5 protein-coding genes are annotated in these 12854 nt (G+C 64.8%); all 5 read left to right on the forward strand.

Features of this window, described 5'->3' with window-relative positions; genetic code table 11:
* Window positions 1-35: 35 nt before the first annotated feature.
* The 5 genes from M1D87_RS08820 to M1D87_RS08840 all read left to right on the forward strand — a co-directional run bounded on the left by M1D87_RS08820 (window position 36) and on the right by M1D87_RS08840 (window position 12850).
* Window positions 36-4544, forward strand: coding sequence for an NEL-type E3 ubiquitin ligase domain-containing protein (locus M1D87_RS08820; RefSeq protein WP_421091717.1), 4509 nt, complete (start codon window positions 36-38; stop codon window positions 4542-4544).
* Between the two features lie 120 nt (window positions 4545-4664).
* Window positions 4665-9095: a dermonecrotic toxin domain-containing protein gene (locus M1D87_RS08825; protein WP_232881732.1), complete on the forward strand. Its 4431-nt coding sequence runs from the start codon at window positions 4665-4667 to the stop codon at window positions 9093-9095.
* Window positions 9096-9217: 122 nt separating this feature from the next.
* Window positions 9218-10864: an acyl-CoA synthetase gene (locus M1D87_RS08830; RefSeq protein ID WP_232881730.1), complete on the forward strand. Its 1647-nt coding sequence runs from the start codon at window positions 9218-9220 to the stop codon at window positions 10862-10864.
* A gap of 13 nt (window positions 10865-10877) precedes the next feature.
* Window positions 10878-11645, forward strand: coding sequence for an SDR family NAD(P)-dependent oxidoreductase (locus M1D87_RS08835; protein ID WP_013971831.1), 768 nt, complete (start codon window positions 10878-10880; stop codon window positions 11643-11645).
* A gap of 11 nt (window positions 11646-11656) precedes the next feature.
* The gene (locus M1D87_RS08840; protein ID WP_232881728.1) at window positions 11657-12850 is read left to right on the forward strand and encodes an acetyl-CoA C-acyltransferase; all 1194 of its coding nucleotides are present in this window, start codon (window positions 11657-11659) and stop codon (window positions 12848-12850) included.
* Window positions 12851-12854: the final 4 nt, after the last annotated feature.

Raw genomic sequence — 12854 nt, forward strand, 5'->3', positions numbered from 1 at the left:
TCGTGACAAGTCGATCACTGACCAGGAAATCGACGATGTCTCAACCTGCCTTGCACCCCAAGTTGCTTCACCCCGCCGAAGATTTCATCGCGCAAAGCTTGCCCGCCTGGTTGAAGGCGGCCAAGCCAAAGCAGCTTGCCAGGCTGCAACTGCGTTTCAATGCCTATCTGGCGAGCCAGCGGCAGATGGCGGGGTTCGCCAACCGCATGCAGCCCCTGGACCGTTTTGCCAAGCAACTGTTCGAGCGTGCCTTGCGCCAGGACCGCCAGCTGAAACTGCAGGTTGACCTGGAAAAGCTGGTGTGGCGCGAAACACGCGCACGGCTGGATGTGAAAGCAGGATTGATCCCGGATTACCAACCGTACTTCGTGCGCATGCCGGCCTTGCAAAAGCTGTTGCAGAACTTCAAGGCCAACGAGTCCTTCTTCCTCGGCACCGCCTTGATCCTCCCGGAAGCCCACCAGGCCGAGCAGGTGGTGAGCGAAGACATCGACCGGATTGTCAGCCTGTGCCGCCAGGTGGATGTCGGCAGCGCCTATCAGCGGCACCTGGCGCAGGTATTGACCCCTGACTTTGAAAAAGCCCTGACCACCGACCGGCGCCTGGAACTGGCCGTGGCGGTCGAGATCGCGGCCATCAAGCAGCAGCTGGATCCGGAAGACCTGTTGACGCTGCGTATCGCGTGCAAGGATGAACCAGCCGTGATCAAGGGGCCGCTGCAGCTTGAGATCGGTGCGCTGCAGGTCCTCGGCTGCCGGGTGGATGGCGCGCTGGCCGTTGAATTGATCGAGCAGCCCGGCCATCAGTCCACGTTTCCCTTCGGGGTACCAGGGCGCTTGAAAAGAGTGATCCTGTACACCCCTGACGATCAGGCGCAACCCCTGCGCGCGTTTACCAACTGGGATGAGGCGAACCGCGTCCTGGCCACGGCGATGGGCAACCAGGACTTTCGTCAGGCATTCGTGCGGCGCATTGCCTTGGGTGATCGCGCCACTTGTGAGCAGGCCCTGGCCACCCGCTTGCAGGATGCACAACCTGACCTGGAACCCCGCAGGTTGTTGGAAGCGGGGGACGGTTTTGCGTCGATGGCCGCCTGGCACATGCAGCGAATCAAGGCCGATGCTCGTTTCCTTGCGGTGCCCACCGCCCAGGCCGATGACGCGGCTTCGGAGCAGCGCCTTGACGAGCTCAAAGGCGCCGGCCTGGTATTGCTGAACCTGGCAGGCCTGTTCGTGCCGGTCATCGGGGCTTTGCTGCTGGCGGACCTTGCCAGGCAACTGTTGACCGAAACTTTCGAGGGCGTGCGTGACTGGCAGTTGGGCCATCAGCATGAGGCCTTGGAGCATATGCTTCAGGTGGCCTTCAGCGTGGCAACTACCGGTGCGGTGGTTGTCGGTGTCCACCTGGCCCGCAGTGCATTCGTCGAAACACTGGAGCCGGTTATCACCGAAGATGGCCGGCAAAGGCTTTGGCGCAATGAGCTGGCGCCTTACCAGGAAACTACGCCACCTCTACAGCTGACGGAGCTCGACAACGGCTTGCTCGCCGAGGGTGAGCGCCATTGGTGGCGGTTGAATGGAGCCTTGTATCGGGTAAGGCAAACCGTCAATGGCGCTTGGCGCTTGCTGCATGCCGAAGGTGAGGCAGCGTTCGGGCCGGTGCTGGAACGCTGCTCTGCGCGTGGCTGGCGGCTGGCTTATGAGCGGCCACTGGAATGGCAGGGCGCCGCGCTATTGCTCGGGCGGCTTTGGCCGGCTGCGGCCGCGATGGACGCTGTGCGGGTGGAGCAGGTGCTGAAAGTCGCGGATGTCGACGAGGGCTACCTGAGTGGCCTGCTGGTGGAGCGTCGAGCGATGCCAGTGCAGCTGCGCGATACCTTGCAGCGCTTTGCCGTGGACGCGCGCGCGCAAGCCTTTTTCAGCCAGCTGGAAGCGGGGGAGGCCGATACCGATTCCGACTTGTGGCAATGGTGCATCGAAAGGCTGCAGCTGCAGGATGAAACTGTCGAAGAACAGGCGCTGTCGATCCGTGACGCGGCAGTCGAGTTGCGTGAGGCGATGCTCGAGCATTTCTCCAGGCTTTACCTGGCCGACGACCCGCTGCTGGGATTGATCCAGCGCGACTTCCCGACGCTGCCAGAGGCCTATGCCCTCGATGTGCTCGAACAGGCCACCGAGGCTGTGCGCTTGCGCATGCAGGCTGAGTCTCGCCTGCCGCTGGCGTTGGCTGAGCAGGCGCGGGTGGCCCTGCAGTTGGCGCGCCTGACCCGCATGCGCGAAGCGTTGTACCTGCAAGGCAGCTACCGGCCGGAAGTGGTGGCGCTGGCCTTTGCCCTGCTGCGTCGGCATGGCCCCGGCGCTGCCGGGTTCAACCTGGTGTTGCGCCGTGACCCATATGCCGGGGCGGCGATGGAACGGCTGTTCGCTGAGACCGACCAGGAGCAGGCCGTGGTGCTGGTCAGGCGGGAGGGGCGCTTCCAGCTCTACAACGACAGAGGCTTGCCGGATGAGCGCGAGGTCGCCGCCCCCGAGGGGCTGTTCGAGGTGTTAGCCGCTTGCATGCCCCTGGAATACCGGCTTCGACAGGGTTGGGATGGCGCCGATGCGCCTGCCAGAATTCGCGAGCAGATGCAGGCCTGGCTACCCGGTGACCGGCAGGCCGTGCTGCGCCTGCTCGGCTGGCGGGAGGCAAGGCCCATGGCATCGCCTATGCAGCGTTTGGCCGATGGTCGAGCGGGCTATCCACTGGGTGGCTGCCAGTCGTGCATCGGCTCGCCGGAGCGCGTAGTGCGTCAGCGGGTGCGCGCCTTGTACCCCGGTATCGGGGATGTCGGCGTCGAACGCTATGTTCAGAGCCTGGGGGAAATGCGTGGGGGCCTGTTCGAGAATCTGCTGCGTGTGGAGCAGGAATACCGCCGCCTGGATGACAGCTTGCTGGCCTGGGTTGAAGAGGGTGCGGGCACCGCCAGCCGCGCACGCCGACGAGTCGCAGATTCGTTGCGGCGTGCCTGGCAGATGCGGAGCGACCGCTCTGCCGGGGCTATCAGCAACGATGCGATGCTCAGCCTGAACATCGTTGCCGTACCGGTGGGCAGCCTGCCCGTGTTGCCGGTCGGGACGGATTTCTCGCACGTGTCGGAATTGACCCTGTCATCGCTCCGGCTGGATGCCCTCCCGTCGGGTTTTCTCGCCTGCTTCCCCCATCTGCTGTGCCTGGACCTGAGCGACAATGCCTTGCTGGCGTTGCCTGCCGGGCTGGAGCGGTTGACCGCCTTGCGCCAGTTGCTGATGCCGCGCAACCGTATTCGTATCTCGGAGCCGCAGGCCAATGTGCTGACCAGTCTGACACTCTTGCGTTCGCTGGACCTGAGTGACAATCCGCTCGGCGACATCAGGCTACGGTTCGACCAGTTGCCCAGCCTGCGGATTCTGCGCTTGAACCGCGCGCAGATGACGGCGCTGCCCACGGGCATGGAATGGTGTGGTCTGTTGGTGTTCGCCGATCTTCGCAACAACCGGATAGCCGAGTTGCCGACAGCCTTGTTCCGGGCCCCGCTGCAGCTGCGCCGTGCCATGCACCTGGAGGGAAATGCCCTGCCAGTGCAGGATATCGAGCGCCTGTATGGCGTCGAACGCCTGCTGGTTTCGCCCCGCCCGCAACGGCACGCCTCGGCCCGGGAAGAATGGCTGCAGACTCTGGACTCAGCGGCGCGGCAGGAGCAGCAAGGGAAATGGGATGCGCTGAATGCCGAGCCCGGCAGCCTGGCTTTCTTCGAGCTGCTCAGGCAACTGACGACCACGGCCGAATTCAGCAAGGCGCCGGCCGACCTCGGGTTCAGGGTATGGGCAATGCTGGATGCCGCCCATGCCGATACCGCCACGCGCATGGCGCTGTTTGACCTGGCAGCGGAGCCCACCACCTGCGTGGACAGCGTTTCAACCGTGTTCAGCCGCCTCGAGGTGCGCATGTATGTCGAGCAGGCCACCCGCGGCGGCGACCCGATTTCGACCCGCTCGGCACGCCTGCAGTTGGCCAAGCGGCTGTTTCGCGTGCACTGGGTAGAGAAAATCGCCCGGCGCGAAATTGACGCCCGTTACCAGGATGGACGCTGGAGCCGCGGGAACCATGATGAAGAGGAGGTGGAGGTCAATCTTGCCTACCTCAGCGGCTTGGCCCAGCGCCTGGACCTGTTGGGCCAACCTCGCCACATGCAGTTTGGCAGGCTGGCCAACGTGTCGTCGCTGCAACTGGAGGAGGCCTTCAAGGAAGTGCTGGAGGTGGAGGCGGGCGAGCAACGGATCGTGTTCATCAGCGAGCGTGATTTCTGGTTGCCGGTACTGCGGGCAGAGCATCCGGACGACTTCGAAAACCTGGAAACGCAGTTCACCCTGCGGCTGGAAACACTGGACGAGCAAAGGGAGGCCTTGACCAGTGACGAGTACTGGAACCTGAGCAACGCCCTGCGCGATGAGCGCGAGCAGGCCCTGGGCAGCCTTGCTCAGCGCCTTACGCGCGAAGCGTTGATGGTGCCAGAGGCAAAGTGACGACGCTTCACGGGCGGCACGCCTTGTGCCGCCCTGCTTCTACCGCAGGGGTTCCCTCTGCGCAAGTGCCGACAGGTTGCACACCATGCATGGCTTTCGACAGCCATCCAGGGACCTGCCATGACCCGCCAACCACAAGCACCACAGCCCGCCTCTGCATCTTCCAGCCACTTGCACGACGGTTTCATCGGTGACCGGTTGCCTGCCTGGCTCAAGCAGGCCACGCAGAGCCAGATCCGCACTTTGCGCGAAAATCTGGAAGCCCATCATGCCACTCAGGCCCGGTTGCGCGGGATCACCCTGGCGCTGCCGTCACCACAGCAGTTCGCCGAACGGCAATTCGCCAGTTTGTTGCGCGAGCCGCTGCCGGGCGACGTAGCGTTCTGGCAGTTGGAGTGGCTGGAGGTTTCGCATCGTTTCTCGTCCACGCTCGGCGCTGAGCCGCAATTTCCTACGTACGGGCAACGGCGTGAAAACGGCTTGCTCCGCCTGATGCGCAACTTTGCCGCCAGCAACGATTTCTACCTGGGAACCGGGTTGGTCGCGCCAGGGCGGGAACGGGTACTTTCCCGAGGCACCGATGAACTGGTCGAGGCTTGCCGCAAACTCGATGCCGGGCGCTTGTATCAGCAGGAGTTGGACCGGACATTCGATGCCACGGCTCAGCGCGTCCTGTGTGAAGACCAGCGCTCCGGGCTGCGCCTGGCCGTGCAGGTTGCCGCTCTGAAAGGCGAGATCACCGAACCGGTCAGGGAGGCATTGCATGCCCTGGTGGATAAACCCGAAGATCGGCGATCCGCCAGCCTCACGGGCCATCCGGGCCTGTTCGAAGCCCTCGGTTGCCCAGTGGCGGATGGTGTGTGGATTCAACTTCGCGACACGCATGGGCAAACGCAGGGCGGCGTGCTCTACCTGCCCAGCGACCCCGTACAGGCGCTGCGACACTTCGACAGCCATGCCTCGATCAACCGCGCGCTGGTGGCCGAGCTGCGTCGTGAACCCTATCGCCAGGCGTTCAGCCAGTTGATCGGCCTGGGTCAGCGTGCCGGGTTCATGCACAAGCTGCAGGCCCGCCTGGCGGATGACCAGCCGGACCTGGAGCTCGATGGCAGCGTGCCACAGCATGACATTTTCCAGGCGCTGGCTGCGCAGCAGACAAACCGGGTGAAGCAGGATGGCCGCCTGTTGCTGGTGCCGACTGCCGACGCCGATGAAGCCGCGTCGCGCGAACGGCATGAGGCGTGGAAGGCCGCCGGCCTTGATGTGCTCAATCTCGCGGGCCTGTTCATTCCGGTGGTGGGTGGCTTGCTGCTTGGGCAACTGGTTGCCCAGACCCTCTCGGAGGTTTTCGAGGGCGTGCAGGATTGGTCGCGAGGCCATCAGCACGAGGCGCTGGAGCACATGCTGGGCGTTGCCGAGATACTGGCGGGCACCGCCGCGACGGTGGCCGGCGTCACCTTCGTGCGCAGCGCGTTCGTCGCGGCGCTGGAGCCGGTAAGGCTCGCCAATGGGGCGGGGCGCTTGTGGGCCGGTGACTTGGCGGTCTTTGCCTCGACACCTGGAACGGTCACCTTGGGCGCGGACGGTGCCTATGCCGATGGAGGGCGTCGCTGGATAAAGGCCGACGGAGTCTTCTACGAGATTCACCGGCCTGACCCCGATGGTCCCTGGCGTCTGCGCCATCCCGGTCGCGAAGAGGCGTATGGCCCGGTCGTGCTGCACAATGGCGAACGTGGCTGGCGCCTGATGCACGATGAGCCGCAGCGCTGGCGCGACCCTGCGAAGATGCTCGACACCCTTTGGCCGCGCAATCAACCTTTCGATAGCCAGCAGGCGCAGCAGATCTTGCGCATGGCCGGCATCGATCAGGACGAGCTGCGCGGCCTGCTGGTGGAAAACCGGCGAACGCCCGCCAGCTTGCGGGAAACCCTCAGGGCATTCGATGCCGATGCTCGGATCGACACATTCTTTCGCGATCTGGAGCGCGACACTGTCTCCGATCAGGACTTGCAGCTGCTGGCCTGGTGCGAGGCCCGACCGGGCAGTAAAAAAGGGCGTGCCGCAGTGCTTGCGGACCGACCAAGGTCAAGCGACCTGCTGTTCGCTCGGCTGACACGCCTGCCAGAATCGGCGGAGCCTTTGCTCAAGCCGCTGATGGCGCTGGGGTTGCCTGAACCCTATGCGCGCGATCTGGCCGATGGGGCAAGTCACGAGGCCCGTCAGCAGTTCGTCAACAGTGGGCAGCTGTCGCACAGGTTGGCCATCCAGGCCAGGTCGTTGTGTTCGGTGGCGAAGGTGAGCAGGGCGATGGCAGGGCTTTATCTGCCGAGCGCGTATAGCGATGAAACGGGAATGCTGGTGTTGGCATTGCTGAATGTCGAGGCCATGGATGCGTTCAACCTGGCATTGAGAAAAGCTGTTTCCGATGCCGTGGAGCTGAAGCGCATCGGTTCGGTTGCTGACGTGGTCGACCAGCGGGTGCTGGTGCGTGAGCAAGGGGTTTTTGCCCTGTACGACGGGCGAGGCCGAAAACTCGCGATGCAGCCACCTGCGTCCTCGGACGTTTTCCAGGCCGTGCTGGCCGCGCTCAAGTCGCGCAACCTGCTGGGGCGGTTGGGCCTGGCCGAGAACGCCAATGCCGAGCGCCTGCGCGAAAAACTCATGGCGCACCTGGGTACCCACGGGGAAATCGCCCGCATGCTGGGCTGGGCGCCGACGGAACGCTGGTTCAACCCCGGGCAGCGTCTTGCCGATGGCCGCGTCGGCTACCTGCTCAGCGGGCGCGCGGCACTGCCCACCACGCCCAGGGAACAACTGCGTGCAGGCCTCAGGCGATTCTTCCCTGGGCTGGGCGATTCGCTGGAAACGCAAGTTGATCGCTGGCTGCTACAGAATGTGCCGGTCGCCGATGCGCTCATGGCGCTGCAGGATGATTACGAGCAGTTGAACCGCGCGCTCAATCGCTGGGTGTCCGCTGCGCTGGGTGACACATCGCGGGCGCGGCGTCAGTTGTTCGCCGAACGAATGCTGCGTGCCTGGCAGGCGCTTGGCGACCATGTGGAGGTCGACAGTGACGGCAAGCGCCAGGGGTTGCGCCTGGTCCTGAATGACTTGCCAACCGATTCGTTGCCGGTCATGCCTGCACCTATCGATTTCTATCACGTAACCACCCTGGTACTGAGCGAGACGACCATCGGGGTGGTGAACGAGGAGTTTCTGCGGGCATTCACCTACCTGCAGGAGCTGGACCTGAGCCACAACCAGCTGTTGCGCTGCCCGCGCGGGCTTGGCTACCTGATCAACCTGCGTCGTTTGCGCCTGGGGCATAACCGCATCCGCCTGGATGCCCATGCCATCGAAGCATTGAACGGTTTGCCGCTGCTCAGCCATCTCGACCTGAGCCATAACAGCCCGCTGGGGGTGTACGAAATGCGCTTCCATCACTTGCCCCACCTGATCGAGCTGAATTTGCGCCGCTGCGGGCTCAGCGAGTGGCCCAGAGGGCTCGAATTGTGTGGCTTCCTGCAACGAGCCGACCTGCGTGACAATTTCCTGCGGGGGGTGCCTGACGGCGTGCTGGCCATGCCGCTGGAGTTTCGCCAGCGCATCCTGATTGATGGCAACCGCCTGACCATGGCCGATTACGGCAAGCTGTATGCCTTGGAGCCGCTCCTGGAAGAGCCGCAGGAAGAGATCGGCCGAGCCTGGTGGGTCGGTTCCGACTCGGCCAGCCATGGGCGCGGCGAGCTTTGGGACCGGCTGAGCACCCGGGACGAAAACGCCCGCCTGTTCGATCTGCTGGAGCTTTTGCAAGGCTTGGCGGACTTCAGCTGGCCCAAGGCTTATCTGCTGCGCATGGGCTGGCAATGCCTGTCGATGCTGGAGACAGACGTCGAGTTCGCTCGCCAGGCGCAACTGGCGGCCGACGATGTTGTGATGGATGACAACGGTGCCATCGACCTGTTCAGCCGACTGCTGCGTCTGCATGCCGAGCGCGACGCGGCAGGCGATAGCGCCCAATCCCGTGGCCCGAGGTTGCTGGCATTGGGGCGCGCCTTGCAACGCCTGGACCGCCTTGACGAGTTTGTCGAGACCGAGCGGCAAAACCTTGAAGGCTTCGCCGAGCCTGCGGTACTGGCGACGTTGGCAATGCGCTACAGGGTACGCTTGCGCACCAGGCTCAGGTTGCCGTTCCAGCCCGCCAGAATGCGCCTCAGGGCGGCAGCTGTAGGGTTGAGCGAGCATCGGCTGCAGGCGGCAGAGGCGGCCGTGGAAAGGGCGAACGTTCTCGTTGATGTAGTCGCAAACCTGTGCACGCGCGCATTCTGGCAGCGTTTTTTGCAACAGCACTTCGCCCAGCCTTTCAATGACCTTGAGCAACTCGCTGCGGAGCAGCGGGCAGCACTTGCGGTAAGGCGCGATGAACTGGGTGAAGCACAGTATCTGAACCAGGAACAGGCTCTGGATGCGCAGCTGCAGGCCGATCGGCTGGCGTTGCAACTGCAACTGACCGAGCACTACGTGATCAGTCTGGAGCGCGCACCGGGCTGATGGCCACCGGCCAAACCGGTCATCCAGTTTGACAACTTAGGCCATTGCCGCGACGCCAGCGCGGCGCGAACATCGTCGGACCGATGGTTCAACTCCAAAAACAAGAAACCAGGAGTCCGACGATGCGCGATTACACCGAGGCCGCTCGTGCGTTCGACCATGGCCAGGCTGCTGCGGCGGCGCTGCATGGCAACCTCGAAGCCCTCAATGCCTGTGTCGAATGTTGCGACCGCCATGCCGGTCAGGGCAAGACCGCACTGGTCTGGGAAGACCGCGAGGGCAACAGTGCGCGGTTGAGCTTCGATCAGTTGCAGGCACTGGCGGCCCGTTTCGCCAATGTGCTCGAAGCGCAAGGCGTGGGTGCGGGTGACCGGGTCGCCGGCCTGATGCCGCGTACCCCCGAGCTGCTGGTCACCATCCTCGCCACCTGGCGTCTCGGCGCGGTGTACCAGCCACTGTTCACCGCGTTCGGTCCCAAGGCCATCGAACATCGCCTGGAGCAGTCCCACGCCCGGGTGGTCGTTACCGACAGCCACAACCGCGCCAAGCTGGACGATGTGCACGCCTGCCCGACCATCATTACCGTCAATGCCCGCAATGGCGAGCTGGACTTCCAGCAGTGCCTGGACAAAGCCGCAGACAAATGCGAGCCGGTCATGCGCTCGGGCAACGACCCGTTCCTGCTGATGTTCACCTCCGGCACCACCGGCCCGGCCAAGCCACTGGAAGTGCCGCTGCGTGCCATCGTCGCGTTCCAGGGCTACATGCGCGATGCCATCGACCTGCGCCCCGAGGACAACTTCTGGAACCTGGCCGACCCGGGCTGGGCCTATGGCCTGTATTACGCGGTCACCGGCCCGCTGTCGCTGGGCCATGCCACCACCTTCTACGATGGCCCGTTCAGTGTTGAAAGCTGCGCACGGGTGATCGACAAGCTGGGCATCACCAACCTGGCCGGCTCGCCCACCGCGTACCGCCTGCTGATTGCCGCCGGGGATGACTTCTCGGCACCGATCAAGGGCCGCCTGCGGGTGGTCAGCAGTGCCGGCGAACCGCTCAACCCGGAAGTGATCCGCTGGTTCGCCGACGAACTGGGCGTGACCATCCACGACCACTACGGGCAGACCGAGCTGGGCATGGTGCTGTGCAACCACCATGGCCTGCAGCACCCGGTACACCTCGGCTCGGCCGGCTTCGCCATCCCCGGCCACCGCATCGTGGTGCTGGACGAGCAGGGCAACGAACTGCCTGCCGGCCAGCCGGGCATCCTCGCGGTCGACCGCGAGCAGTCGCCGCTGTGCTGGTTCGCGGGCTACCACGGCCTGCCGACCAAAGCCTTCGTCGGCAAGTACTACCTCAGCGGCGACACCGTCGAGCTGAACCAGGACGGCAGCATCAGCTTCGTCGGCCGCAGCGACGATGTGATCACCACCTCGGGCTACCGGGTCGGCCCGTTCGACGTGGAGAGTGCACTGATCGAGCACCCGGCGGTGATCGAAGCGGCGGTGATCGGCAAACCGGACCCGGAGCGCACCGAGCTGATCAAGGCCTTCGTGGTCTTGGCCAGCGGTTACCAGGGCAGCGTCGAGCTTGAAGAGGCTTTGCGCCAGCACGTGCGCCAGCGCCTGTACGCCCATGCCTACCCAAGGGAAATCGAATTCGTCAGCGAGCTGCCCAAGACCCCGAGCGGCAAGCTGCAACGCTTCATCCTGCGCAACCAGGAAGTCGCCAAACAACAAGCGCAACAGGCCACCCCTGCCAGCGCCTGAAAGGAAACCGATCATGCAAATAGCCAACAAACACTTCATCGTCAGCGGCGCCGCCTCCGGGCTGGGTGCTGCCACCGCGCAGATGCTGGTCGAGGCCGGCGCCAAGGTCATGCTGGTCGACCTCAATGCCCAGGCCGTCGAAGCCAAGGCCCGCGAACTCGGCGAAAACGCCCGTTTCGCGGTGGCCGACATCAGCGACGAGCAGGCCGCCCAGGCGGCGGTCGATGCGGCCGTCAGCGCCTTTGGCAGCCTGCACGGGCTGGTCAACTGCGCCGGCATCGTCGGTGCCGAGAAAGTGCTGGGCAAACAGGGCCCGCATGGCCTGGCCAGCTTTGCCAAGGTCATCAACGTCAACCTCATCGGCAGCTTCAACCTGCTGCGCCTGGCCGCCGCGGCCATGGCCGAAGGGGCTGCAGATGAGGGTGGCGAGCGCGGGGTGATCATCAACACCGCCTCCATCGCCGCATATGACGGCCAGATCGGCCAGGCGGCCTACGCTGCTTCCAAGGGCGCCATCGCCAGCCTGACCCTGCCGACCGCCCGCGAACTGGCGCGCTTCGGCATCCGTGTGATGACCATCGCCCCGGGCATCTTCGAAACGCCGATGATGGCCGGCATGACCGAGGAAGTACGCGCCTCGCTGGCCGCCGGCGTGCCTTTCCCACCGCGCCTGGGGCGCCCGCAGGAATATGCCGCGCTGGCCCGCCACATCATCGAGAACAGCATGCTCAACGGCGAGGTTATCCGCCTCGACGGCGCACTGCGCATGGCTGCCAAGTAAGGAGAGCGAACATGACCCTCGCCAATGACCCGATCGTTATCGTCAGCGCCGTGCGCACGCCCATGGGCGGCCTGCAGGGCGACCTCAAGAGCCTGACCGCGCCGCAGCTGGGCAGCGCCGCCATCCGTGGTGCCGTGGAGCGTGCTGGCATCGATGCTGCCAGTGTCGAGCAGGTGCTGTTCGGCTGCGTGCTGCCGGCAGGCCAAGGCCAGGCACCGGCGCGCCAGGCCGCGCTGGGTGCCGGGCTGGACAAGCACACCACCTGCACCACCCTGAACAAGATGTGCGGTTCGGGCATGCAGGCGGCGATCATGGCCCATGACCTGCTGCTGGCCGGTACCGCCGATGTGGTGGTGGCCGGTGGCATGGAAAGCATGACCAACGCACCGTACCTGCTGGACAAGGCCCGTGGCGGCTACCGCATGGGCCACGGCAGAATCATCGACCACATGTTCATGGACGGCCTGGAAGACGCCTACGACAAGGGCCGCCTGATGGGCACCTTTGCCGAAGACTGCGCCCAGGCCAATGCCTTCAGCCGTGAAGCCCAGGACCAGTTCGCCATCGCCTCGCTGACCCGCGCCCAGGACGCTATCAAGAGTGGTCGCTTTGCTGCCGAGATCGTGCCGGTCGAGGTTACCGAGGGTAGGGAGAAGCGCGTCATCAAGGACGACGAACAACCGCCCAAGGCGCGCCTGGACAAGATCCCGCAGCTCAAGCCGGCCTTCCGCGAAGGCGGCACGGTGACCGCCGCCAACTCCAGCTCGATTTCCGACGGTGCTGCGGCGCTGGTGCTGATGCGCCGCTCCGAAGCCGACAAGCGCGGCCTCAAGCCGCTGGCGGTGATCCACGGCCACGCCGCCTTTGCCGACACCCCGGCACTTTTCCCGACCGCGCCGATCGGTGCCATCGACAAGCTGATGAAACGCACCGGCTGGAACCTGGCCGAGGTCGACCTGTTCGAGATCAACGAGGCCTTCGCCGTGGTCACCCTGGCGGCCATGAAGCACCTCGACCTGCCGCATGACAAGGTCAATATCCATGGCGGCGCCTGCGCCCTCGGCCACCCGATCGGCGCTTCCGGCGCGCGCATCCTGGTGACCCTGCTGTCGGCCCTGCGCCAGAACAACCTGCGCCGTGGCGTGGCGGCCATCTGCATTGGCGGTGGCGAGGCCACGGCCATGGCTGTCGAATGCCTGTACTGAGGTG

The sequence above is a fragment of the Pseudomonas sp. SA233 genome, from assembly GCF_054792385.1.

Excerpts from the sequence above, each read along its gene's own strand:
- M1D87_RS08820 (WP_421091717.1), top strand. The coding sequence starts at position 36 with ATGTCTCAACCTGCCTTGCACCCCAAGTTGCTTCACCCCGCCGAAGAT.
- M1D87_RS08825 (WP_232881732.1), top strand. The coding sequence starts at position 4,665 with ATGACCCGCCAACCACAAGCACCACAGCCCGCCTCTGCATCTTCCAGC.
- M1D87_RS08830 (WP_232881730.1), top strand. The coding sequence starts at position 9,218 with ATGCGCGATTACACCGAGGCCGCTCGTGCGTTCGACCATGGCCAGGCT.
- M1D87_RS08835 (WP_013971831.1), top strand. The coding sequence starts at position 10,878 with ATGCAAATAGCCAACAAACACTTCATCGTCAGCGGCGCCGCCTCCGGG.
- M1D87_RS08840 (WP_232881728.1), top strand. The coding sequence starts at position 11,657 with ATGACCCTCGCCAATGACCCGATCGTTATCGTCAGCGCCGTGCGCACG.